We start from the raw sequence: 23,135 nt of genomic DNA on the forward strand, positions 1-23,135 counted from the left end.
CCCCCCCCCCCCCCCCCCCCCCCCCCCCCCCCCCCCCCCCCCCCCCCCCCCCCCCCCCCCCCCCCCCCCCCCCCCCCCCCCCCCCCCCCCCCCCCCCCCCCCCCCCCCCCTTTTCAAGCAGAAGACGCCATACGAGATTTCCTGTACGGTCTCGTGGGCTCGGAGATGTGTATAAGAGACAGGCTGAAGGGGGCGCCACGGGGCGCGCGTGGGCGAGGGCGGCGGCGGTCAGCGCCTCCATCTGCAGTCGCTGGCCGCGGCCGCGGCTGCCGAAGCTGTCGGCCGGCAGCGCGGTGACGGCGGCGGGGCGCGACTGGAACTGGTACTGGTCGCCATGCTCGCGCACCTGGCCCGCGCGGTTCAGGCGCTCCAGGTAGCCGGGGCTGGCGCGGAAGGCCGGCCGCCAGCGTTCGCCCGGCGCCAGCGGGAACCAGGCCACGCCCGGGCGCCCCGAGCCCATGGCCACCGTGCCGCCGCCCACGCCGATGAAGCCCACCAGCGCGGGCGCATACACCGGCCGCGACACCGGCCGGCCCGGCACCCAGCCCCAGCGGCCGCCGAACTGGGCCCAGCGGCCATAGTGGAAGGGCGTGAAGCCCCAGGGCGCGTCGTCGATCCAGGTCCAGCCCCAGGGGGCGATCCACTCCCAGTGGCCATAGCGGTAGGGCGCCCAGTTGCCGACCACCGTACGCGGGAACCAGACGGCGCCGTAGCTGTCGTCGTTCTGCCAGTCGCCGTAGTTGTCCAGCAATTGATAGCCCGGCAGGTCGCGCGAGACATAGCCCGCCGACACCGACAGGTCGGCGGCGCGGTCCAGGTCGGCCTGCCAGCCATCGAAGGTGTCGCCGGCAATTCCGTGGAGCAGGCCCGGCGAGCCGAGCCCGCGGCCGACGAAGTCGCGCCGCTGGCCGCCTTCCATCGCGAGCGACTGCCCGCTCTCGCCATAGGCGATTGCGCTGGCGCCGGGCAGCACCGACACCCGGGTGAGGCCCTGCGACGGATCCACGTCGAGCCGGTAGGTGCCCGGGCGCACCAGCACCAGGGCCAGGTTCGGGGTGTCGATCTCGTAGCGCTGGTTCGGGTCGGTGCCGTACAGGCGCACGCCGAGCGTGCCTTGCGTCAACTGGATCTGCGCCGCGCCGTCGTCGAGGGCGGTGAATGCGATCGCGGTGCCGCCATCCAGGCGCAGCGAGGCGCCCCCGGCGTCCACCACGGCACGCGCGGCCGGGTCGGTCCAGACGCGGTCGCCCGCAGCAATGGGCCAGTTCGGGTCGGCCGCGCGGGTCTGGCCGTCGGCGGCGCTCTGTTGCCGGGCGCCGCCGCTGATGCTGTCGAAGCGCGCGATGCGCGTGGGCGGGTCCACCGGCGCGGCCTCCTGCGCCAGGGCCAGGGCGCCGCCCAGCAGCAACGCGGCAATGGCGGCCAGCAGGCGCGCAGCGCAGACGCGAAGGAGTGGAAGATAGGCGGGCATAGGGGCTAGAACGTTCCAGAGGCCCCGAAGTTAACGCCGCGCGGCGCGATCGCGCGGGTTTTTGCAAGCGCCGGTAAACCGGCCAAGGATTTACCCGGGATTCGAGAGAGCGGCCTTGACGGCCGCCGAGACCTGGCCCATCTCGGCCTTGCCCGCCAGGCGGGCCTTGGCTGCGCCCATGAGCTTGCCCATGTCGGCCGGCGTGGGCGCGCGGCCCAGTTCGGCCTGCAGGTCGGCCACGACGGCGCGCACTTCGGCGGCCACCTCGTCGGCGCTCAGGCGGGCCGGCAGGTAGGCCTGCAGCACCAGGAGTTCGGCGGACTCCTTGTCGGCCAGGTCGGTGCGGCCGGCCTGCTGGAAGGCGGTGATGGAGTCCTTGCGCTGCTTGATCAGCTTGTCGACCACGGCGACGACGGCGGCGTCGTCCAGCGCCACGCGCTCGTCCACTTCCTTCTGCTTGAGGGCGGCCAGCAGCAGGCGGATGGTGCCCAGGCGCTCGCTGTCCTTGGCGCGCATGGCGCTCTTCATGTCGTCGGTGATCTGGTCCTTGAGTGCCATGGAAGGTCTCCTGGTGAGCAAATGGAAATGGGAGCGCAAACGCAAAAACCCGCGCCTGGCGTCCCGAGCGCGGGTTTGGGTCGGGAAGGCCTGCGCCTTCGCCTGCGGGTCAGTACAGCTTCTTGGGAAGCTGCATGCTGCGCACGCGCTTGTAGTGGCGCTTGACGGCCGCGGCCTTCTTGCGCTTGCGCTCGGCGGTGGGCTTCTCGTAGAACTCGCGGGCGCGCAGGTCGGTCAGAAGGCCGAGCTTTTCGATGGTGCGCTTGAAGCGGCGGAGAGCCACGTCAAAGGGCTCGTTCTCTTTTACACGGATGGTCGTCATTACGTAATGTGTTCCGAATATGCCGGCAGAGGGTAACCAGGAGATCGGGCCTGGGCACCGTACGCGGCGATTCCCCGTCTGTAACTAGTATTGGCCGACGGGGTTTGCCAGCAAAGCCCAAAATTATACCGTGTTCCGATGCCAGGTTTGCAACATCTGCGGCGTTCGCAAGTCACGCGGCGTGGCGCAGGGCCTGCCCGCAGGCGTGCGCGCTGGCCCAGGCCCACTGGAAGTTGTAGCCGCCCAGCCAGCCGGTGACGTCCACCACCTCGCCGATGCAGTAGAGCCCGGGCTGTTTCGACTCCATGGTCTGCTGCGACAGGTCGCGCGTGTCGACGCCGCCCAGTGTCACCTCGGCCTTGCGGTAGCCCTCGCTGCCGGTGGGCACGATCTGCCAGCGCTGTATGCGCTCTGCCAGCGCCGCCAGGGCCTTGTCCGGCGCTTCGTTGATCGGGCGCTGCAGCGCGGCGTCGTGGGCCGTCCAGGCGTCGGCCAGGCGCGCGGGCACCAGGGCGGCGAGTTCGTTGTCCACGCGCCTGCGCGAACGCGCCTTGGCCTCGGCGAGCCAGGCGGCCACCTCGGTGCCGGGGGCGAAATCCAACTGCAGCGCGGCGCCGTCCTGCCAGTAGCTGGAGATCTGCAGCACCGCCGGGCCCGACAGGCCGCGGTGGGTGAACAGCAGGTCTTCGTGGAATTCCATGCGCGCCTTCTTCGTGCCGGTCGCCACCCGCACCGGCAGCGCCAGTCCGGCCAGCCCCGCATAGGGCGCCCAGTGCGCTCCGTCGAAGGTGAGCGGCACCAGTCCGGGCCGCTGCTCCACCGTGCGCAGGCCGAACTGGCGCGCCACCCGGGTGCCGAAGTCGCTGGCGCCTATCTTGGGGATGGACAGCCCGCCGGTGGCCAGCACCAGTTGCGGCGCGCGCGCCGGGCCGTTGGCGGTGTCGAGCGCGTAGTGGCCGCCGTCGGCATCGGAGAAGCGCACCGCCTCGATGCGGCAGGGCTGCCAGCGTTCGACGCTGCCGCCGGCCGCGCCGCCGGCGCATTCGGCCAGCAGCATGGTGATGATGTCTTCGGCCGAGCGGTCGCAGAACAGCTGGCCCTTGTGCTTCTCGTGGAAGGCAATGCCATGGCGCTGCACCAGGCCGATGAAGTCCTGCGGCGTGTAGCGTGCCAGCGCCGAGCGGCAGAAATGCGGGTTCTGCCCCAGGAAGTGGCGCTGCGGTGCGGCCGGGTCCAGCTCGCGGTTGGTGAAGTTGCAGCGGCCGCCGCCGGAGATGCGGATCTTCTCGGCCAGCTTGTCGGCGTGGTCGATCAGCAGCACGCGCAGGCCGCGCTGCGCCGCCACGCCGGCGCAGAACAGGCCGGCTGCGCCGGCACCGGAAATGATGGCGTCGAAGTTGGGAGGGGACACGGGCGGGGATGCGGCGGGCAAAGCCGCCGATTGTCGCCCAGCCGCGAGGGCGTCAATGGTTGTGCTGGCCACTGGTTGGTTCAGGAAGGGAGGAAGGACCGCGCCGTCCCAGGCCCGGCTGCCGGGCCGGTTCTCAGGCGAGCTTCAAGAGCAGACCGTCGCCGCATGCGGCTTCCACACCCCGCAGCACGTCGCCCACCACCACCACCGAGGGGCTGGCGAGTTGCTGCTCGACGATGGTGGCGTGCAGCCGGTCGAGCGTGGAGAGCGCCTGGCGCTGCGTCGGCAGGCTGGCGTTCTGGATGATGGCCACGGGCGTGCTGGCGGGCAGGCCGGTCAGCAGTTCTTGCTGTATGCGCTCTGCTCCTGATACGCCCATGTAGATCACCAGCGTCAGCCGGGCGTCGCGCGCCGTGGCGGCCAGGGCGCGCCAGTCGGTGCCGCTGCTGCCGGGCCGGGCGTGGCCGGTGACGAAGACCACGCCGTGCGCGTGTTCGCGGTGCGTCAGCGGCAAGCCGAGCGAGGTCACCGCCGCAAGGCCCGAGGTGATGCCGTTGATCACCTCGACCTGCACGCCGGCGGCGCGCAGGTGCTCCACCTCTTCGCCGCCGCGGCCGAAGATGAAAGGGTCGCCGCCCTTGAGTCGCACCACGCGCTCGCCGTCGCGCACGGCCATGAGCATCAGCTTCTCGATGAAGGCCTGCGGCGTGCTCTTGCAGCCGCCGCGCTTGCCGACGTGGACGATGCGCGCGCCGGGCGCGGCGTGGGCCACGATGGCGTCGCTCACCAGGTCGTCCACCAGCAGCACGGTGGCGGCCTGGATCGCCTTCAAGGCCTTGAGGGTGAGCAGTTCCGGGTCGCCCGGTCCGGCGCCGACGAGGGTGCAACTGCCCGGTGCCATGCGCGGCAGGGAGGGGGTGGAGGTCGGGGTGTTCATCGTGATGTCGTTCCGGGGGGCTCAGGCGCTGCGCCGCAAGGCCGGGCTTGCCTGCGCCTGGGCTAGTTGCAGGATATGGGCCAACTGCCGCGCGATCGCATCCGGCACTGCGTAGATGCCATCCAGCACGGCGCGGGTGTAGGCGGCGGTGGCATCCACGCCGATGTCCTCGGGCAGTCCGGGCAGCGTGGCCAGGGTGCCGGGCTGCTGCTCCTGCAGCGTCTGGCGCTGGCCGTGGAGGAAGCCGGTCATCTCGGGCGTGCGGCGCGGGTCGGCGACGACTTCGCCCTCCAGGCCGCGCGACAGCAGGGCGGTGGCGCCGGTCAGCTCGAACACCGCGCCCATGGCTTGCGCATAGGGCGCGTGGGTGTAGCTGCTGACCAGCACGGCCGGGCCGTTGCAGGGGTTCATGATCTTCACCACGCTGTGCGCCGGGTTGCGCAGTCCGACCACGCGGCGCACGTCCAGCAGGCGCTGCAGGCCGGGGCAGAGCAGGGCGGTGGGCGCGAAGGCGACTTCGCCCGCCGCGAGTGCGCGCAAGGCGGCCAGCGGCGCGATGCCCAGTGCCGCCAGTACATCCGAGGCCAGCACGCGCCTGGATTCGGTGGCCGCGCCGTGCACCAGCACCGGCAGGCCCTCGCGCGCCAGCAGCAACGCCAGCAAGGGCGTGAGCACTGGCAGGCGGCGCGCGCCGTTGTAGCTGGGCAGCACCACCACCGGCCCGCCGCCGGCCGGAAGGCGGTTACTGCGCGCGGCGGTGGCGTCCAGGAAGCCGGCCAGTTCCTCGGGCGTTTCGCCCTTGATGCGCATGGCCAGGCAGAAGGCGCCGACCTCCAGGTCGGTGACGCTGCCGTCGAGCACCTGGCCAAACAGATCGGCCGCCTGGGCGCGGTCCAGCGGCCTGGCGCCCCGCGCGCCGCGGCCTATTTCCTTGATGTAGTGGCTGATGCCCATGCCGGTTCGTTCTGCTGCGTCGATGTGGGGAATCCGCGATTGTCGAAGATCGTTTCCCACTTCCGGCTATATGGTGAATGACGCCGGCGCGGCCACTGGTGTGGCCCGCACCACCCGGCGCAGCGCCGGGATGCAGGAGCCGCAGTTGGTGCCGCATTGCAGTGCGCCTTGCAGGGCTGCCAGCCGCGCGTCGTCGGTGCCTGCGCAGCCGCCCAGGAAAGCCCGAATGGCCGGCTCGGCCACGTTGAAGCAGGTGCATACCTGCTGGCCGCGCGCGGCCACCGCTACCGGCGCCGTCGCGCTGGGCACGAGCAGCAGCCGGCCGTAGCTCTGCGCCGGCAGCTCTTCCTGCAGCAGGGTGCGCAGCCAGGCTTCGGCGCGGGTGTCGCCGGCCAGCAGGAAACCGTCTACCCGGGTATCGGCGCCGGCGCGGCGCAGGCGCACGGCGCGGCGCCGGCCACGGCGGCGATCGGCGTAGCGCAGCACCTCGGGCGCGGCCAGGCCCAGCAGGGCCTCGATCTGCGCCAGCAGCGCCTCGGGCGGCGCCTCGTGCGCCGCGGCGCGAAACAGCACGCCGCTGCGCTCGTCCTGCGGCGCGGCCAGCGGCGCGTTGTTGGAGAAGGGCACGCAACTGGCAAAGGGCCACTGCGCCATCAGCGCGCGCAGCGCCGCGCGCGTGGCCTGCGCCTGCGCATCGGGCAGCCAGGCCATGGCCAGCAGGGTCCAGGGCAGTTCGGCCTTGGCGATCTTCACCGCGGTGTGTTTCAGCTCCGGCTGCTTCGAGTCGGGGCAATAGGCCGGCAGCGTGATGGCATTGATGCCGGCCAGCCGCTCGCCGGTGGCCGATTGGCCGGAGAGGAATTCCTCGCCCCAGTGCATGGCGACGAAGGCCTGGGCCGCGCCCACGTCCTCCGACGCCTGCACCGGCAGCACGATGGAGCCGCGGCGCGACGTCAGGCGCACCAGCTCGCCCGCTTCGATCCTGCGGCGCGCCATGTCGCCCGGGTGCATCTGCACCGCGGGCTCGGCCACGTGCGCGAACAGCCGGCCCAGCGTGCCGGTGCGGCTCATGCCGTGCCACTGGTCGCGCAGGCGGCCGGTGGTTAGCGCGAACGGGTAGCGCGCATCGCGCGGCTCTGCCACCGGGCGGTAGGGCGTGGCGACGAAGCGGGCGCGGCCATCGGCCGTGGCGAATACGCCATCTTCATAGAGCCGCGCCTTGGGCGCGCCGGCGGCAGGGAAGGGCCACTGCTGCGGGCCGGCGCTGTCGAGCAGCGGCCAGCTCAGGCCGGTGATGTCCAGGTCGCGGCCCCGGGTGCTGTCGCGGTGCTCGGTCCAGATCGCCTCGGCGCCGGCCGCCACGTCCAGCGCGTAGGGGAACAGGTGCTGCGGCGCGCCGGGCAGGCGCGCGGCCAGGCGCCGGCCGAAGTCGGTGGCGGCGGTCCAGTCGTGGCGCGCCGTGCCGGGCGCGGGCACGGCCGCTCGCACGCGGCTGATGCGGCGCTCGCTGTTGGTGACGGTGCCCACCTTCTCGCCCCAGGTGCTGGCGGGCAGCAGCAGGTCGGCATAGGCGCAGGTGGCGGTGGTGGCGAAGGCCTCCTGCAGCACCACGAACTCGCATCGGTCGAGCGCGCGGCGCACCGTGGCCTGGTCGGGCATGGACTGCGCGGGGTTGGTGCAGGAGATCCACAGCGCGCGGATCTCGCCATCGGCCGCGGCCTGGAACATCTCGATCGCGGTCTTGCCCGGCTGCGCCGGCACGTCGGCCACGCCCCACAGCGCGGCGACCTCGGCCCGGTGCTGCGGGTTGCCCAGGTCGCGGTGCGCCGACAGCAGATTGGCCATGCCGCCGACCTCGCGCCCGCCCATGGCATTGGGCTGGCCGGTGAGCGAGAACGGCCCCGCGCCCGGCCGGCCGATCTGCCCCGTGGCCAGGTGCAAGCCGATCAGCGCCGTGTTCTTGGCCGTGCCGCTGCTGGACTGGTTCTGGCCCATGCAGTAGAGGCTCAGCGTGGCGGCCGAGGTGGCAAACAGCCGTGCCGCTTCCAGGATCTGTTCCTTCGGGATGCCGCAGGTCTGCGCCACCGCATCGGGCGTGGCGTCGCGTACCAGCGCCTTCAGCGCGTCGAAGCCGCTGGTGTGGGCGGCGATGTAGGCGGCGTTGGTCCAGCCCTCCCACAGCATCAGGTGCAGCATGCCGTGGTACAGCAGCACGTCGGTGCCGGGCTGGATGGCGAGGTGCAGGTCGGCCAAGCTGGCGGTGTCGGTGCGGCGCGGGTCCACCACCACGATCTTCATGGTCGGGTTGGCGGCGCGCGCGTCTTCGATGCGGCGGAACAGGATGGGGTGCGCCCAGGCGGTGTTGCTGCCGGTGATGAACAGGCACTGGGCGTGGTTCACGTCGTCGTAGCATGCGGGGGGCGCGTCGGCGCCGAGCGTCTGCTTGTAGCCGGCCACGGCGCTGCTCATGCACAGGCGCGAGTTGGTGTCGACGTTGTTGGTGCCGATCAGGCCCTTGGCGAGCTTGTTGAAGACGTAGTAGTCCTCGGTCAGGAGCTGGCCTGAGAGGTAGAAACCCACTGCGTCCGGGCCGTGGGTTTGGATGATGCTGGCGAAGCGGTCTGCTGCCAGGTTCAGGGCTGTGTCCCATGCCACGGCCTGCGGTGCTTCGCCACGGTTTGCGCGCAGCGTGGGGTGCAGCAGCCGCGTTTGCATCGTCACTTCGGCTGTGGCGGTGAGGTGAAGGGTGGAGCCCTTGGTGCAGAGGCGGCCGAAGTTGGCGGGGTGGGTGGGATCGCCTTTTACGCCTGTGATCTGGGCGCCGCTGGATTCGATGATGACGCCGCAGCCTACGCCGCAGTAGGGGCAGGTGGATTTGGTTTGCTTCATTTCCTGCCTACTTCTTGCTCGTTGCCGAGGGCGGAAGTGGGGCTTGCGCCGCCCCACACCGGCGGTAACTTTCTTTCCGCTGAAAGAAAGTCACCAAAGAAAAGCGTGAAGCCGGGAGAATTTTTCGGGCCGTCGCTGTGCTCGGCCTGGGAAGAGAGGGGTCGGTTGCTGTGAGGGCGACAGTTTGGGTGGGGGTGGGTCGAGGGGCCGGGCGGCGGCCAGAGGCCGCCGGCAAGGCGGGCAGGGGAGAAGGCGCGCGCACTCCGGCTTGCGGCGTGAAGATCACCGCGATCCGACTGCGCCGGCTTAGGCTGGAGTGGGGCGGCGCACGCCCCACTTCCGCCGTTTGCAAAGAAAAGAAACCCATGACGCGCAGAGCTCAATCCGCAACCACCAGCGCCCGGCGAACAGGCCCCGCCACGGGCCGCTCCAACCCCAGCCCCAGCGACGCAAGCTCAGCAGAATCCAGGTGCACCACCCCGTCAGAAACCAGCACAGAGAACCGAGGGGTGCACCCCTCGTCAGGCGACTTGGCACTCCCATCCTCCAGGCCAATAGTCCAGTTATGCAACGGACACGCCACGCTGGTGCCAAACACGATCCCCTGACTCAAAGGCCCGCCCTTGTGCGGACAACGGTCCAGCAGAGCAAACACCTGGTCCTGGTCATTGCGAAACACCGCCACATCCACGCCCTGCGGGCGGGCAACACGGCGGGAGCCGAGGACGGGGATGTCCTCGACGCGGCAGATGGGGGTCCATTGGCTCATGGTGCTCCTCTCAGGCGTGGGTGGCGACCGCAATGGGGATCACCGGCGCGAACTGGCGTGTATCAACCGCAGCCCTGGACGACTCCCGCCAGGGGTCGGGCGCGCCGTCGAGCGAGAACTGCAGCCGCTCCCACAGGGCCTTGCGGCCGGCTTCGTCCTCCAGGATCTTCTTTTTCACGTAGTCCAGGCCCACACGGCCGATGTAGTGCACCGTGCGCTCCAGGTACCAGCCCTCTTCGCGGTAGAGCTGCAGGAAGGCGCCGGCGTACTCCATCACCTCTTCGGCCGTTTTCACCTTGACGAAGAAGTGCGCCACCTCGGTCTTGATGCCGCCGTTGCCGCCGACGTAGATCTCCCAGCCCGAATCGACGCCGATGATGCCGACGTCCTTGATGCCGGATTCGGCGCAGTTGCGCGGGCAGCCGCTGACGGCGAGCTTGACCTTGTGCGGCGCGTACATGGCCCACAGCGCGCGCTCCAGGTCCTGGCCCATCTGCGTGCTGTCCTGCGTGCCGAAGCGGCACCACTCGCTGCCCACGCAGGTCTTCACGGTGCGCAGCGACTTGGCATAGGCAAAGCCGCTGGGCATGTCCAGGTCCTTCCAGACGGCCGGCAGGTCTTCCTTCTTCACGCCGAGCAGGTCGATGCGCTGGCCGCCGGTGACCTTGACGGTGGGAATGGCGTATTTGTCGGCCACGTCGGCGATGCGGCGCAGGTCGGCCGGCGTGGTGGTGCCGCCCCACATGCGCGGGATGACGGAGTAGGTGCCGTCCTTCTGGATGTTGGCGTGGCTGCGCTCGTTGATGAAGCGGCTCTGCGGGTCGTCCCGCGCCTCCTTGGGCCAGGTGCTGATCAGGTAGTAGTTGAGCGCCGGGCGGCAACTCGCGCAGCCGTTGGGCGTCTTCCAGCCGAGGGCGCGGTAGACGTCGGCGATCTTCGTCAGGTGCGCGTTGCGGATCGCCTCGCGCACCTCCTGGTGGCTGCGCTCGGTACAGCCGCACAGCGCCTTATTCTTGGGCGTGGCGGAGTAGTCGCCGCCGGCGGTGAACATCAGGATCTGCTCCACCAGCCCGGTGCAGGAGCCGCAGCTGGCGCTGGCCTTGGTGTGCTTCTTGACCTCGTCGAGCGTGAACAGGCCTTTCTCTTGAATGGCCTTGCAGATCGTGCCCTTGGTCACGCCGTTGCAGCCGCAGACCTCGTCCGTGTCGGCCATGGCGGCGGCCTTGCTCTGGCCCTGGTGGCCGGCGTCGCCCAGGTGGGATTCGCCGAACATCAGCTTGTCGCGGATGTCATGCACGCTGCGGCCCTCGCGCAGCAGCTTGAAATACCAGCTGCCGTCCACCGTGTCGCCATACAGGCAGGCGCCCACCAGCTTGTCGTCCTTGATCACCAGCTTCTTGTAGACGCCGCCGAAGGGGTCGCTCATCACGATCTCCTCCGTGCCTTCGCCGCCCATGAATTCGCCGGCGGAAAACAGGTCGATGCCGGTGACCTTGAGCTTGGTCGAGGTGCGCGAGCCCAGGTAGCGGCCGATGCCCATCTGCGCCAGGTGGTTGGCCGCCACCTTGGCCTGCTCGAACAGCGGCGCCACCAGGCCGTAGGCGATGCCGCGGTGCGCCGCGCATTCGCCCACCGCGTAGATGCGCGCGTCGGTCACCGTCTGCAGGGTGTCGGTGACGACGATGCCGCGGTTGCAGTGCAGGCGCATCTTCTCGGCCAGCTCGACGTTGGGGCGTATGCCCACGGCCATTACCACCAGGTCGGCCGGCAGCTCCCGGCCATCCTTGAAGCGCACCGCGCGCACGCGGCCGTGTTCGTGGCCCAGCAGCTCCTGCGTCTGCGCCTTGAGCAGGAACTTCAGGCCACGTTCCTCCAGCGACTTGCGCAGCAGGCCGCCGGCCACCTCGTCCAACTGGCGCTCCATCAGCCAGTCGTTGACGTGCACTACCGTCACGTCCATGCCGCGCAGCATCAGGCCGTTGGCCGCCTCCAGGCCCAGCAGCCCGCCGCCGATCACCACCGCGTGCCGGTGCGTCCTGGCGGCCTCGATCATGGCGTGGGTGTCGGCAATGTCGCGGTAGGCGACCACGCCCGCCAGGTCCTTGCCCGGCACCGGCAGCATGAAGGGGTTGGAGCCGGTGCACAGCAGCAGGCGGTCGTAGGGCGCCTCGGTGCCGTCGTCGGCGCGCACGAGGCGGCGCGCGCGATCCACCTCCACCACCTTCCTGCCGGCGTGCACCGTGATCTGGTGCTCTTCGTACCAGCTCCATGGGTTGAGGATGATCTCGTCCACCGTCTGCTCGCCCGCGAGCACCGGCGACAGCAGGATGCGGTTGTAGTTGGGGTGCGGCTCGGCGCCGAAGACGGTGATGTCGTACCGCTCCGGGTCGATCTTGAGCAGCTCTTCGAGCGTGCGCACGCCGGCCATTCCGTTGCCGATCAGCACCAGCTTCTGCTTTTTCACGCGCATGTCCATGGCGGTTTTCTCCGTGGGGGCAGCCAGAAACGCAAAAAGGCGTCCGCATGTCCCGACACCAGCTTTGAAGCCGGTGCGGCATGCGGACGCCTTTGTCCTGAGGCTTCCTGCCGCGCCATTGCAGCGGGAAACCCATGCGGGGAGTTATGCAAAAGTTGTGCCACGCGGCGCAAGGCCGGGAGGTCCGCTTTGCGGGTAGCGCTGCGCGCCCTTGGTGCGCAAAGGCGTACTGCACCCGCCTGAAGATGGTGCGTTCAGCGCGGCGGCCAGGCCTCGGCCGCGAAGTGCTCGGCCGGCTGCACGATCTGCGCGCGGCAGGCCACCAGCGGCAGGTCGCGCCGGCCGGGCGTGGTGCGCGCCACCAGCGCGTACAGGCTGCTGACCGCGCCCGATACTGCCGCGGGGATGGCCGCGCCGCCCAGCAGGTGGCCCAGCAGGATCGCCGAGAACACGTCGCCCATGCCGTTGGGCAGGGGCTGCAGGTCGATGAAGGGCGTCTGCACCCGCCAGGCCTCGGCGGCGGTCACGGCGAGCGTGGTCAGGCGCTCTGCGGGCAGGTCCGGCGTGCGCAGGCTGGTCACCACCACCAGCGACGGCCCGGTACCGGGTGTGCTGCCCAGCAGGCTGCGCGCGGCGGCCACGGCGCCGTCCACCGAGCGGACCGGCTCGCCCAGCAGCAGTTCGAACTCGTACTGGTTCGGCGTGACGATGTTGGCCTGCGCCAGCGCGCGGCGCCGCAGGAATTCCGGGATGCCCGGCCGCACGAAGACGCCGCGGCCGACGTCGCCCATCACCGGGTCGCACAGGTAGAGCAGGCCCGGCTGGCTGGCGCGGATCTCCTGCACGGCCGACAGGATGGCCTCGCCCACGCCGGCGTCGCCCAGGTAGCCCGACAGCACCGCGGCGCAGCGCGCCAGGACTCCGCGGGCGCGCAGGCCGTCGAGCACGTCCTCGATGTGCGCGGGCGTGAACACCTGGCCCTTGAATTCGCCATAGCCCGTGTGGTTGGAGAACTGCACCGTGTTCACCACCACCGGCGTGATGCCCAGCAACTGCAGCGGCAGCACCGCCGCCGCATTGCCCACGTGCCCGTAGGCCACATGCGACTGGATGGTGAGGACGAGCGGCGCGTCGGCCGGGGGCGGGAGCGGGGTCATGGTGGTGCGGTTGCTGAAGGCGGGGAACGCCGATCGTACGCGCAGCACCCGCCTCCGCTGCGGGATTTGAACGAAAAGTGCCTGTGGCCCAGGAATCACCTGGGCTGTGTGCTATTTAATTTGTAGCAAAACTGCGTCAGGCCGCCGTCTTCTCCACATGCGCCTGGCGCGTGTAGAGGAAGTCGATCACCGCCTTGCGCGCCTGCAGGTAGCGCGGGTCTTCGGCCAGCGCCACGCGGTCGCGCGGGCGCGGCAGGTCCACCGCCAGGATCTCGCCGATGGTGGCGGCGGGCCCGTTGGTCATCATCACGATGCGGTCGGACAGCAGCACCGCCTCGTCCACGTCGTGGGTCACCATGACCACGGTGCTGCGGGTTTTGGCGACGATGGCCAGCAGCTCGTCCTGCAGCCGGGCGCGGGTCAGGGCGTCGAGCGCGCCGAAGGGCTCGTCCATCAGCAGCACCTGCGGCTCCATCGACAGGGCGCGGGCAATGCCCACGCGCTGTTTCATGCCGCCGGAGATCTCGCCGGGGCGCTTCTGCGCGGCGGCGACCAGGCCGACCAGCGCCAGCGCGGCCTCGGTGCGGGCCTTGAGCCGGGCTTTGGATTCAGTGGCCGAGAACACCCGCTCCACCGCCAGGTAGACGTTCTCGAAGCAGGTCAGCCAGGGCAGCAGCGAATGGTTCTGGAACACCACCGCGCGCTCCGGGCCGGGGCCACGGATCTCGCGGTTGGCGCAGATCAGCGTGCCGGCGGTGGGCGTGGTCAGGCCGGCGATCAGGTTCAGCAGCGTGGACTTGCCGCAGCCCGAGTGGCCGATCAGCGCGATGAATTCGCCCTTGGCCACGGTCAGCCGGATGTCGCGCAGCGCCGGGAAGCTGCCCTTGGGCGTGCGGAAGGTCTGCTCGACGTTCTGGATCTCGATGAACTTGGGCAGTGCGGTGCTCATGACTTCACCTCCTCGAACGTGAATGCGGTGGCCAGCTTGATCAGCACCATCTCCAGCAGCAGGCCGACGATGCCGATGACGAAGATGGCGATGATGATGTTCTTGACGTTGAGGTTGTTCCACTCGTCCCAGACCCAGAAGCCGATGCCCACGCCGCCGGTGAGCATCTCGGCCGCGACGATCACCAGCCAGGCCGTGCCCACCGCCAGGCGCACGCCGGTGAGCATGTAGGGCAGCACGGCGGGGAACAGGATCTTGGTCATGATCTTGAGTTCCGACAGGTTCAGCACGCGCGCCACGTTCATGTAGTCCTGCGGCACGCGCTGCACGCCCACGGCGGTGTTGATGATCATGGGCCAGATCGAGCAGATGAAGATGGTCCAGATGGCCGCCGGGTTGGCGCCCTTGAACACCAGCAGCCCGATCGGCAGCCAGGCCAGCGGCGACACCGGCCGCAGCAGGCTGATCAGCGGATTGAACATGCGCGACAGGAAGGTGAAGCGCCCGATCAGGAAGCCCGCCGGAATGCCCACCAGCGCCGCCAGCCCGAAGCCCATGGCCACGCGCTGGAGCGAGGACAGCACGTTCCAGCCCACGCCCTGGTCGTTCGGCCCGTTGCGGTAGAACGGGTGGCTGAACACCTGCAGCGCCTGCGCCCAGGTGTCGCGCGGCGAGGGGATGCTGGCGGCGGTCCAGACCGACACCATTTCCCACAGCGCCAGCAGCAGGCCGATGCCGAAGACCGGCGGCAGCACCCGCAGCCAGAGCCCGCGCCAGTCCCGGCCGGGGCGTGCGGCCGGTGTCGGTTCTTCTGAAGAAATAATGGCTGTAGCCAAGGTGGAATCTCGGGTTTTAGCTATGGTTTTGGTAGTGAAGGCCGTCGCCGGCGCGGCGTCGGGGTAGGGCTGGTGGAATACCGCGCTGACCATGGCGTGCTCCTAGGCGTGGATCTTGAAGCCGTCGGCGTACTTGGCCGGGTCCTTGCCGTCCCAGACCGTGCCGTCGAACAGCTTGCTGCTGCGCATCGGGTCCCTGGGTACGCTGACCTTCATGGCACCCGCGACTTCCTTGTACAGGTCGATCTGGTTGATCTGCCTGGCCACGGCCAGGTAGTCCGGGTGCTCCTTGATCAGGCCCCAGCGCTTGTGCTGGGTCAGGAACCACATGCCGTCTGACAGGTAGGGGAAGTTGACCGCTCCGTCTTCGAAGAACTTCATGTGGTTGGGGTCGTCCCAGGTCTTGCCCATGCCGTTCTCGTAGCGGCCGAGGATGCGCTGGTTGATCGCGTCCACGCTGGTGTTGACGTAGGACTTCTCGGCCACCACGGCAGCCATCCGGGTCTTGTTCTGCAGGCTGGCGTCGATCCACTGGCTGGCCTCCATGACGGCCATCATCACGGCGCGGCAGGTGTTGGGATTGGCCTTGACGAACTCGGCGCGCGTGCCCAGCACCTTCTCCGGGTGGTCGCGCCAGATGTCCTGCGTGGTGATGGCGGTGACGCCGATCCTGTCCATGATGGCGCGCTGGCCCCAGGGCTCGCCCACGCAGAAGCCGTCCATGTTGCCCACCCGCATGTTGGCCACCATCTGCGGCGGCGGCACCACGATCACCTTGGCGTCCTGCACCGGGCTGATGCCCGAAGCCGCCAGCCAGTAGTTCAGCCACATGGTGTGGGTGCTGGTGGGGAAGGTGCCGGCGAAGGTGTATTCGCGCTTTTCCTTCGCCATGACCTTGGCCAGCGCCGGGCCATCCACCGCGCCCTTGTCGGCCAGCGCCTTAGACAGCGTGATCGCCTGGCCGTTGCGGTTCAGGCCCATGAGCACGGCCATGTCCTTCTTCGGGCCCCCCACGCCCAGGTGCACGCCGTAGACCAGGCCATACAGCACGTGGGACATGTCCAGTTCGCCGTTGACCAGCTTGTCGCGCACTCCGGCCCAGCTGGCCTCCTTGCTGGGCACGATCTTCACGCCGTACTTCTTGTCGATGCCCAGCACCGAGGCCATGACCACGCTGGCGCAGTCGGTCAGCGGGATGAAGCCGATCTTCACCTCTTCCTTCTCCGGCTTGTCCGAGCCCGCCGCCCACGCGCCGTGGTGGCCCAGCGTCGAGAACAGCGCGGCCGTGCCCATGGCCGCGCCCTTGCGCACGAAGTCGCGGCGCGACGCGTCCGCCGGGGCGGCGGCCGACAGCGAGGGGGCGGGGCGTTCGGTGGGGTGCTGCGCCATGTTCAAACTCCTGTGTGTGGGACAAACAAAAAAACGGGGCGGTAAAACGAAACGGCGCCCATTCCCCATGCGCGCCTGCGCAAGCGGGGAATGGACGCCGTTGTCCGGGAATCGAGAACAAAACCTTGAACCAGGCCGCCATTGGCCCGGTGTCGCCAGGACTTACGCAGGAAGCGTGCCAATGAAAAACCCGGGGGCTTCGGGCGCGCGCCGGCCGCGGCAGCCCCAGATTGGGGCTGCGCCATGGTGCGTTGCACCATCCTGTTCAGCGCGCGCGGGTCGGCAGGAAGTCGGCCATGGACAGCACCGCCTCGGCCACGTCCACCAGCCGGCGGCTCTGGCTCATGGCGGTCTGGCGCAGCAGCTTGTAGGCGTCTTCCTCGCTCAACTGGCGGTGCGCCATGAGCACGCCCTTGGCGCGCTCCACCAGCTTGCGCTCGTTGAGCGCGGCGCGCGCGGTGGCCAGCTCGTCGCCCATGGCCTGCAGCCGGCGCGACTGCTCCTGCACCAGTTCCAGCACCGAGCGCTCCAGGTGCGGGCCCAGCGCCGGCACCTGGCCGTCGGCGGCCGGGGCGTCGAAGAAGGCGCCCGGCGGCAGGCCGGCCGCAGGCGCCGTGTCGCGCAGCGCCTGGCAGGCCTGCAGGTCGACCCGCGCCTGGGCGATCTTGCGCTCGCACAGCGCCAGCAGGTCGGCCGCCAGACGCGCCTCGACCGCCTGCATCGCGTCGATGCGCTCGGTGCAGCAGTCGAACCAGGTCTGGCCCAGCGCCCGGTCCAGCGCGCTGCCCACCGGCGCGGTGCAGGCCACGCGCCGCAGCCGCTCCAGCTCGGCCAGCGCGGCGCCGGCCTGGCAGTGCCGCCACAGCGCCACCGGGCCGCGCTCGGCAAATTCGGTGAACACCTTGAAGCAGCGCTCCTGCGAGTCGATCAGGTGCAGCCACTGCTGCTGGCGCGCGGCCTCGGCCTGGCCGCTGGTGAAGGCAGCGGCGCCGGCGGCGCGCTCCTGGCCGGAAAACTCCTTGCCCTGCATGAAATGGAACAGGGCCACCAGCAGGCGCGAGATCTCCGGGTCGGTGGCGCTGTCGGCCGCCTCGAACACCACCGCCAGCAGCCCGGCAATGAGCTTGACGAAGGCCTGCGTGGCCTCGGCCGGCGCCAGGCCGCGCGCCTCGATGCGCTCGCGCAGGGCCGGCAGCGCCTGCAGACCGTGCAGCACGTAGGCGATGCGGCTGAACAGCCGCGCGCCGTTGCCGATGCGCGCGCCGCCGGTATCGAGCCGGTCGAAGGCCTGGTGCAGCGCGCCCTCCACCCGCAGGCACTGCGCCGCCTGCCGGCTGCGCGCCGCGCCGAACTGCGCGCCTCCCGAGCCCAGGTACAGGTTGCTGAGGCCGCGCTCCTTCTGCAGCGCATGCACCAGCTCGGCCGTGTGCTGCACCAGCTCGCTGGTCAGCGCGAGCTGCTCCAGCTCGCGGATCTCGCACTGCTTGGCGGCGGCTAGGAAGTCGAGGCCCGAGGTCATCGGGGCAGTATCCTGCAAGCTCCGTGCCTCGGATGCCCCCGTACACTCGCCCGCATGCTGGTATTGGGTATTGAATCTTCCTGCGATGAAACGGGCGTGGCCCTGGTCGAGACCATGGCCGGGCCGGTGCCGCGCCTGCTGGCGCATGCGCTGCACAGCCAGATCGAGATGCACCAGGCCTATGGCGGCGTGGTGCCCGAGTTGGCCAGCCGCGACCACATCCGCCGCGTGCTGCCCCTGGCCGACGAGGTGCTGCGCAGCGCCGGCCGGGTGCTGCGGCAGACCGGGCTCGTCGCCTACACCCGCGGCCCGGGGCTGGCCGGGGCGCTGCTGGTGGGCGCGGGCGTGGCCAGCGCCATGGGGGCCGCGCTGGGCGTGCCGGTGCTGGGCATCCACCACCTCGAGGGGCACCTGCTGTCGCCCTTCCTCAGCGCCGATCCGCCGGAATTTCCCTTCGTCGCCCTGCTGGTGTCCGGCGGCCACACGCAACTGATGCGCGTCGACGCCGTCGGGCAGTACCGGATGCTCGGCGAAACCATGGACGACGCCGCCGGCGAGGCCTTCGACAAGTCCGCCAAGCTCATGGGCCTGGGCTACCCCGGCGGCCCGGCCTTGTCGCGCCTGGCCGAGCAGGGCGACCCGGCCGCCTTCAAGCTGCCGCGCCCGCTGCTGCACAGCGGCGACCTCGACTTCTCCTTTGCCGGCCTGAAGACCGCCGTGCTGACCCAGGCCAGGAAGCTCGGCGACGACCTGGGGGCCCGCAAGGCCGACCTGGCCGCCAGCACCCAGGCCGCCATCGTCGAGGTGCTGCTGAAGAAATCCCTCGCCGCGCTGCGCCAGACCGGCCTGCGCCGCCTGGTGGTGGCCGGCGGCGTCGGCGCCAACCGCCGGCTGCGCGAGCAGCTCGACGCCGCCTGCGCCAGACAGGGCGTGCGCGTGCACTACCCCGAGCTGCACCTGTGCACCGACAACGGCGCCATGATCGCCATGGCCGCGGCCATGCGGCTGCAGGCCGGCATCGCAGAACCGAGCCGCGCCTACAGCTTCGACGTGAAGCCGCGCTGGCCGCTGGATGCCTTGACGGAGCAGTAGAGGGTGCGAGGCATGAAAAAGTCATTCCCGCCGGCCCTGAAGCGGCGCTGGGCGGCGCTGCTCGTGAGCGCCCTGGCCCTCGCCGGCCCGCTGGCCGCGCAGCCTTCCACGCCAGCCCCGACACCGATCCGCATCGCGATGCTCGAGAGCCTGTCGGGCCCGTTCGCCAATACCGGCGAGGCGGTGTTGCGCAACCTGGTCTGGGCCGTGGACCGGGTGAACGCGCGCGGCGGCGTGAAGCTGTCCGACGGCATGCATCCGCTGGAGCTGCTGCGCTATGACAGCAAGGGCCAGAACGAGGAGGCGCTGTCGACCCTGCGTGCGGCCATCGACGATGGCGCGCGCGTGGTGATGCAGGGCAATTCGTCGGCGGTGGCCGCGGCCCTGGTCGATGCGCTGGACAAGCACAACCAGCGCGACCCGGCGCGGCGCGTGCTGTTCCTGAACTACGCGGCGGTGGACCCGTCGCTGACCAACGAGAAGTGCAGCTTCTGGCATTTCCGCTTCGATGCCCATGCCGACATGCGCATGAGCGCGCTGATGTCGGTGCTGCGCGAAGACAAGGCCCTGCGGCGCATCTACCTGATCGGCCAGGACTACAGCTTTGGCCAGGCCGTGCTGCGCGAAGCCAGGCGCCAACTGGCCGCCGAGCGCCCGGACGTGCAGATCGTCGGCGAGGAGCTGCACCCCATGGGCCGCGTGAAGGACTTCGCCCCCTATGCGGCCAAGATCCGCGCCAGCGGCGCGCAGGCGGTGATCACCGGCAACTGGGGCAATGACCTGACGCTGCTGGTGAAGGCCGCGCGCGAGAGCGGCTTCGACGGCAAGTTCTACACCTTCTATGGCAATGCGCTGGGGGCGCCGGCGGCGCTGGGCGACGCCGGCGTCGGCCGGGTGGTGGCCGTGGCCGACTGGCTGCCCAACGTGCCGGGGCCGCAGAGCGAGGCCTTCTACCAGTCGTTCCGCCAGCGCTACCCGAAGCCCTCGGACGACTATGTGCACATGCGCACGCAGCTCATGGTGGAAGCACTGGCGCAGGCTCTGGAGCGCGCCGGCAGCACCGACGCCGCGGCCGTCGCGCGGCAGCTCGAAACCGCCAGCGTCAGCCTGCACGGCCAGCGCGGGCACATGCGTGCGGCGGACCACCAGTTCCAGCAGGACCTCTCGGTCGGCCTGATGGAGCGCCAGGGCGCGCCCGGCGTGAGGTTCGACGTGGAGGGTTCGGGCTACGGGTTTCGCGTGATCCGCACCATCCCGGCGGCCCAGGCGGAGCTGCCGAGCACGTGCCGCATGCGGCGGCCGTAGCGCAGACGTAGCGCAGATTCAGGAGGCCAGGCCCAGGCAGGCGCCCGCGTTGGGCAGCCCGCGGCATTCACGCAGCAGCCGGCGCTCGCGCTCGGCCGTGGTCTCGCCCGAGCCGCCGGGCAGCACCTTGGGATGCGTCGCGCGCGGGCGCTTGGCCTTGCGGGTGGTGCTGCCGTCGGCCTTTGCCGCCTGCGCTTCCTTCTTGGCCGCCCAGGCCGGCAGAGGGCCGGCACCGGCCAGCAGCGCGGCCGCGAGCAGCCAGGACAGCGGACGAAGGGCGGGGCGGCAGGCAGGCGTCATGGGGGCTCCTCAAGGGTGGGCAAGGGCAGGGCGGCGCCCCACGTTATAATCCACGGGCTTTGCATTTCGCAAGCGCACGTGGCAGGCATTTCCAACCCGCCTCGCAAGTCAAACACCCTCGGAAACACTGAAATGATCGCATCCTCCATCAAGGCAGAAGTCGTCAAGGACAACGCCCGCGCCGCCAACGACACTGGCAGCCCCGAAGTCCAGGTCGCCCTGCTGACCGCCCGTATCAACGAGCTCACCCCCCACTTCAAGACCCACGCCAAGGACCACCACGGCCGTCGCGGTCTGCTGCGCATGGTGAGCCGCCGCCGCAAGCTGCTGGACTACCTCAAGTCCAAGGACGCCGACCGCTACACCGCGCTGATCGCCAAGCTGGGCCTGCGCAAGTAAGTCGTACCGCATAGGAAACGCCTGGGTTAGCGCGCTAGCTCAGGCGTTTTTTACTTCCGGAGCCGGGAAACAGAGCGAAGCTGTGTCATTCCAGGAGCCCTGCGGCGCAGGCTTGCTGGAATGGCATCGTGTTCTGAATCCGGCTCTAGCCCAGGCAGTATCTGGGCATTCTGCTATCAATTGAAGAGCAAAGGAATACCATGAGCATTTTCAACAAAGTCACCAAGACCTTCCAGTGGGGCCAGCACACGGTCCGCATGGAAACCGGCGAAATCGCCCGCCAGGCCGGCGGCGCCGTGCTGGTGGACATCGACGACACGGTGGTGCTCGCCACGGTGGCCGCCTCCAAGACCGCCAAGTCCGGCCAGGACTTCTTCCCGCTGACGGTCGATTACATCGAGAAGACCTACGCCGCCGGCAAGATCCCGGGCAGCTTCTTCAAGCGCGAGGCCAAGCCCAGCGAGCACGAAACCCTGACCAGCCGCCTGATCGACCGCCCGATCCGCCCGCTGTTCCCCGAAGGCTTCTTCAACGACGTGCACGTGGTCATCCACACCCTGTCGCTGAACCCCGAGGTCGATGCCGACATCGCCGCCATGATCGCCGTGAGCGCCGCGCTGGCGATCTCCGGCATCCCGTTCGCCGGCCCGATCGGCGCCGCGCGCGTGGGCTACATCAACAACGAATACGTGCTCAACCCGGGCCAGACCGCGCGCAAGGATTCCCTGCTCGACCTGGTGGTCGCCGGCACCGAGTCCGCCGTGCTGATGGTCGAGTCCGAAGCCAAGCAACTGAGCGAAGACGTGATGCTCGGCGCCGTGGTGTTCGGCCACGAGCAGGGCAACATCGCCATCAACGCCATCCATGAACTGGTGCGCGAGGCCGGCAAGCCGGTCTGGGACTGGCAGCCGCCGGCCAAGGACGAGTCGTTGATCGCCAAGGTCAACGCCCTGGCCGAAGACAAGCTGCGCGCCGCCTACCAGCTGCGCAACAAGCAGGCCCGCACGCAGGCCCTGCGCGAGGCCACGGCCAGCGTGATGGAGGCCCTCAACGCCGAAGGCGTGGCGTTCGACAGCGTCAAGGTCGAAGGCCTGCTGTTCGACATCGAGGCCCGCATCGTGCGCAGCCAGATCCTGGCCGGCGAGCCGCGCATCGACGGCCGCGACACGCGCACCGTGCGCCCGATCGAGATCCGCAACTCGGTGCTGCCGCGCACCCACGGCTCGGCCCTGTTCACCCGCGGTGAAACCCAGGCGCTCGTCGTGACCACGCTGGGCACCGAGCGCGACGCCCAGCGCATCGACGCGCTGGCCGGCGAGTACGAAGACCGCTTCATGCTGCACTACAACATGCCTCCCTTCGCCACCGGCGAAGTGGGCCGCATGGGTTCGACCAAGCGCCGTGAAATCGGCCACGGCCGCCTGGCCAAGCGTGCGCTGGCCGCCGTGCTGCCGCCCAAGGACGAGTTCCCCTACACCATGCGCGTGGTGTCGGAGATCACCGAGTCCAACGGCTCTTCCTCCATGGCCTCGGTCTGCGGCGGCTGCCTGTCGCTGATGGACGCCGGCGTGCCCATGAAGGCGCACGTGGCCGGTATCGCCATGGGCCTGATCAAGGACGCCAACCGCTTCGCCGTGCTGACCGACATCCTGGGCGACGAGGATCACCTGGGCGACATGGACTTCAAGGTGGCCGGCACGCACGCCGGCATCACCGCGCTGCAGATGGACATCAAGATCCAGGGCATCACCAAGGAAATCATGCAGGTGGCGCTGGCGCAGGCCAAGGAAGCGCGCCTGCACATCCTGGGCAAGATGCAGGAAGCCATGGGTGAAGCCAAGACCGAGGTCTCCAGCTTCGCGCCCAAGCTCTACACCATGAAGATCAACCCCGAGAAGATCCGCGACGTGATCGGCAAGGGCGGCGCCGTCATCCGCGCGCTGACCGAAGAAACCGGCACGCAGATCAACATCGAGGAAGACGGCACCATCACCATCGCCTCCACCGATTCCGCCAAGGCTGACGAAGCCAAGCGCCGCATCGAGCAGATCACGGCGGAAGTGGAGATCGGCAGGGTGTACGAAGGCCCGGTCGTCAAGATCCTGGACTTCGGCGCCCTCGTCAACCTGCTGCCGGGCAAGGACGGCCTGCTGCACATCAGCCAGATCGCGCACCAGCGCGTCGAGAAGGTCACCGACTTCCTCACCGAAGGCCAGATCATCAAGGTCAAGGTGCTCGAGACCGACGAGAAGGGCCGCGTCAAGCTGTCCATGAAGGCGCTGCTCGACCGTCCGGCCGGCGGCTACGGCGACGCCGGCCAGCAGCAACAGGGCGGCGTCGCGCCGGGCCAGCAGGGCTGAGTCCTCGATTGCTATTGAAATAATAGCTAAAAGCCCAGGCGC

The 23,135-nt window shown here is 69.7% G+C and carries 19 protein-coding genes; 4 read left to right on the plus strand and 15 right to left on the minus strand.

Annotated elements, in window-relative coordinates; all coding sequences use genetic code 11:
* The 14 genes from JHD63_RS04575 to JHD63_RS04640 form a co-directional block, all read right to left on the minus strand.
* A partial coding sequence (locus tag JHD63_RS04575) for a FecR domain-containing protein (protein ID WP_198969562.1) occupies window positions 1–1,471 on the minus strand: 1,471 nt, incomplete at its 3' end.
* 90 nt (window positions 1,472–1,561) lie between these two features.
* Window positions 1,562–2,029: a GatB/YqeY domain-containing protein gene (locus tag JHD63_RS04580; RefSeq protein ID WP_198969563.1), complete on the minus strand. Its 468-nt coding sequence runs from the start codon at window positions 2,027–2,029 to the stop codon at window positions 1,562–1,564.
* A 109-nt stretch (window positions 2,030–2,138) separates the two neighbouring features.
* Window positions 2,139–2,351 (minus strand): 30S ribosomal protein S21, encoded by a 213-nt coding sequence (gene rpsU / locus JHD63_RS04585; protein ID WP_007833691.1) that lies wholly within the window; start codon window positions 2,349–2,351, stop codon window positions 2,139–2,141.
* 172 nt (window positions 2,352–2,523) lie between these two features.
* Complete coding sequence (locus JHD63_RS04590) at window positions 2,524–3,762, minus strand: BaiN/RdsA family NAD(P)/FAD-dependent oxidoreductase (RefSeq protein WP_198969564.1); 1,239 nt, start codon at window positions 3,760–3,762, stop codon at window positions 2,524–2,526.
* Between the two features lie 133 nt (window positions 3,763–3,895).
* Window positions 3,896–4,699 (minus strand): uroporphyrinogen-III C-methyltransferase, encoded by an 804-nt coding sequence (cobA, locus tag JHD63_RS04595; RefSeq protein ID WP_198969565.1) that lies wholly within the window; start codon window positions 4,697–4,699, stop codon window positions 3,896–3,898.
* Window positions 4,700–4,720: 21 nt separating this feature from the next.
* Entirely contained in the window at window positions 4,721–5,653 is a 933-nt protein-coding gene (gene ybiB, locus JHD63_RS04600) for a DNA-binding protein YbiB (RefSeq protein ID WP_198969566.1), read from the minus strand.
* A gap of 66 nt (window positions 5,654–5,719) precedes the next feature.
* A complete protein-coding gene (locus JHD63_RS04605) occupies window positions 5,720–8,542 on the minus strand; it encodes a nitrate reductase (protein WP_198969567.1) in 2,823 nt (940 codons plus the stop codon).
* A gap of 379 nt (window positions 8,543–8,921) precedes the next feature.
* A complete protein-coding gene (nirD, locus tag JHD63_RS04610) occupies window positions 8,922–9,311 on the minus strand; it encodes a nitrite reductase small subunit NirD (protein ID WP_198969568.1) in 390 nt (129 codons plus the stop codon).
* Window positions 9,312–9,321: 10 nt separating this feature from the next.
* A complete protein-coding gene (gene nirB, locus JHD63_RS04615) occupies window positions 9,322–11,787 on the minus strand; it encodes a nitrite reductase large subunit NirB (protein WP_233167625.1) in 2,466 nt (821 codons plus the stop codon).
* Between the two features lie 254 nt (window positions 11,788–12,041).
* The gene (gene pdxY, locus JHD63_RS04620) at window positions 12,042–12,944 is read right to left on the minus strand and encodes a pyridoxal kinase PdxY (RefSeq protein ID WP_198969569.1); all 903 of its coding nucleotides are present in this window, start codon (window positions 12,942–12,944) and stop codon (window positions 12,042–12,044) included.
* Window positions 12,945–13,080: 136 nt separating this feature from the next.
* A complete protein-coding gene (locus JHD63_RS04625) occupies window positions 13,081–13,893 on the minus strand; it encodes an ABC transporter ATP-binding protein (RefSeq protein WP_198969570.1) in 813 nt (270 codons plus the stop codon).
* The gene (ntrB, locus tag JHD63_RS04630; protein ID WP_198969571.1) at window positions 13,890–14,822 is read right to left on the minus strand and encodes a nitrate ABC transporter permease; all 933 of its coding nucleotides are present in this window, start codon (window positions 14,820–14,822) and stop codon (window positions 13,890–13,892) included. Before ntrB ends, JHD63_RS04625 begins: the two co-directional genes overlap by 4 nt.
* 9 nt (window positions 14,823–14,831) lie before the next feature.
* Window positions 14,832–16,022 (minus strand): CmpA/NrtA family ABC transporter substrate-binding protein, encoded by a 1,191-nt coding sequence (locus tag JHD63_RS04635; RefSeq protein WP_233167635.1) that lies wholly within the window; start codon window positions 16,020–16,022, stop codon window positions 14,832–14,834.
* Between the two features lie 361 nt (window positions 16,023–16,383).
* Window positions 16,384–17,637, minus strand: a complete 1,254-nt coding sequence (locus tag JHD63_RS04640) for a nitrate regulatory protein (RefSeq protein ID WP_198969573.1) — start codon at window positions 17,635–17,637, stop codon at window positions 16,384–16,386.
* A gap of 54 nt (window positions 17,638–17,691) precedes the next feature.
* Between JHD63_RS04640 and tsaD the strand changes: the two genes are divergently transcribed.
* Window positions 17,692–18,729: a tRNA (adenosine(37)-N6)-threonylcarbamoyltransferase complex transferase subunit TsaD gene (tsaD, locus tag JHD63_RS04645; RefSeq protein ID WP_198969574.1), complete on the plus strand. Its 1,038-nt coding sequence runs from the start codon at window positions 17,692–17,694 to the stop codon at window positions 18,727–18,729.
* Window positions 18,730–18,741: 12 nt separating this feature from the next.
* A complete protein-coding gene (locus JHD63_RS04650) occupies window positions 18,742–20,034 on the plus strand; it encodes a branched-chain amino acid ABC transporter substrate-binding protein (RefSeq protein ID WP_198969575.1) in 1,293 nt (430 codons plus the stop codon).
* A gap of 18 nt (window positions 20,035–20,052) precedes the next feature.
* Here JHD63_RS04650 and JHD63_RS04655 read toward each other — a convergent pair whose 3' ends face one another.
* Window positions 20,053–20,334: a hypothetical protein gene (locus JHD63_RS04655; protein ID WP_233167627.1), complete on the minus strand. Its 282-nt coding sequence runs from the start codon at window positions 20,332–20,334 to the stop codon at window positions 20,053–20,055.
* Window positions 20,335–20,466: 132 nt separating this feature from the next.
* Here JHD63_RS04655 and rpsO point away from each other — a divergent pair, with 132 nt between their 5' ends.
* Both rpsO and pnp read left to right on the plus strand, forming a co-directional pair.
* On the plus strand, window positions 20,467–20,733 hold the full coding sequence (gene rpsO, locus JHD63_RS04660; RefSeq protein ID WP_198969576.1) for a 30S ribosomal protein S15: 267 nt from the start codon (window positions 20,467–20,469) through the stop codon (window positions 20,731–20,733).
* Window positions 20,734–20,933: 200 nt separating this feature from the next.
* Entirely contained in the window at window positions 20,934–23,093 is a 2,160-nt protein-coding gene (gene pnp / locus JHD63_RS04665; protein ID WP_198969577.1) for a polyribonucleotide nucleotidyltransferase, read from the plus strand.
* The last annotated feature ends 42 nt before the right edge of the window (window positions 23,094–23,135 follow it).

Origin of the sequence: Xylophilus sp. ASV27, from assembly GCF_016428875.1 — a bacterium.
GTDB lineage: Bacteria > Pseudomonadota > Gammaproteobacteria > Burkholderiales > Burkholderiaceae_C > Xylophilus.

Coding starts and splice junctions, on each gene's coding strand:
- rpsO (WP_198969576.1), top strand. CDS start 20,467: ATGATCGCATCCTCCATCAAGGCAGAAGTCGTCAAGGACAACGCCCGC.
- ybiB (WP_198969566.1), bottom strand. CDS start 5,653: ATGGGCATCAGCCACTACATCAAGGAAATAGGCCGCGGCGCGCGGGGC.
- cobA (WP_198969565.1), bottom strand. CDS start 4,699: ATGAACACCCCGACCTCCACCCCCTCCCTGCCGCGCATGGCACCGGGC.
- JHD63_RS04580 (WP_198969563.1), bottom strand. CDS start 2,029: ATGGCACTCAAGGACCAGATCACCGACGACATGAAGAGCGCCATGCGC.
- tsaD (WP_198969574.1), top strand. CDS start 17,692: ATGCTGGTATTGGGTATTGAATCTTCCTGCGATGAAACGGGCGTGGCC.
- JHD63_RS04625 (WP_198969570.1), bottom strand. CDS start 13,893: ATGAGCACCGCACTGCCCAAGTTCATCGAGATCCAGAACGTCGAGCAG.
- nirD (WP_198969568.1), bottom strand. CDS start 9,311: ATGAGCCAATGGACCCCCATCTGCCGCGTCGAGGACATCCCCGTCCTC.
- rpsU (WP_007833691.1), bottom strand. CDS start 2,351: ATGACGACCATCCGTGTAAAAGAGAACGAGCCCTTTGACGTGGCTCTC.
- pnp (WP_198969577.1), top strand. CDS start 20,934: ATGAGCATTTTCAACAAAGTCACCAAGACCTTCCAGTGGGGCCAGCAC.
- JHD63_RS04650 (WP_198969575.1), top strand. CDS start 18,742: ATGAAAAAGTCATTCCCGCCGGCCCTGAAGCGGCGCTGGGCGGCGCTG.
- JHD63_RS04655 (WP_233167627.1), bottom strand. CDS start 20,334: ATGACGCCTGCCTGCCGCCCCGCCCTTCGTCCGCTGTCCTGGCTGCTC.
- nirB (WP_233167625.1), bottom strand. CDS start 11,787: ATGGACATGCGCGTGAAAAAGCAGAAGCTGGTGCTGATCGGCAACGGA.
- ntrB (WP_198969571.1), bottom strand. CDS start 14,822: ATGGTCAGCGCGGTATTCCACCAGCCCTACCCCGACGCCGCGCCGGCG.
- JHD63_RS04635 (WP_233167635.1), bottom strand. CDS start 16,022: ATGGGCACGGCCGCGCTGTTCTCGACGCTGGGCCACCACGGCGCGTGG.
- JHD63_RS04640 (WP_198969573.1), bottom strand. CDS start 17,637: ATGACCTCGGGCCTCGACTTCCTAGCCGCCGCCAAGCAGTGCGAGATC.
- JHD63_RS04605 (WP_198969567.1), bottom strand. CDS start 8,542: ATGAAGCAAACCAAATCCACCTGCCCCTACTGCGGCGTAGGCTGCGGC.
- pdxY (WP_198969569.1), bottom strand. CDS start 12,944: ATGACCCCGCTCCCGCCCCCGGCCGACGCGCCGCTCGTCCTCACCATC.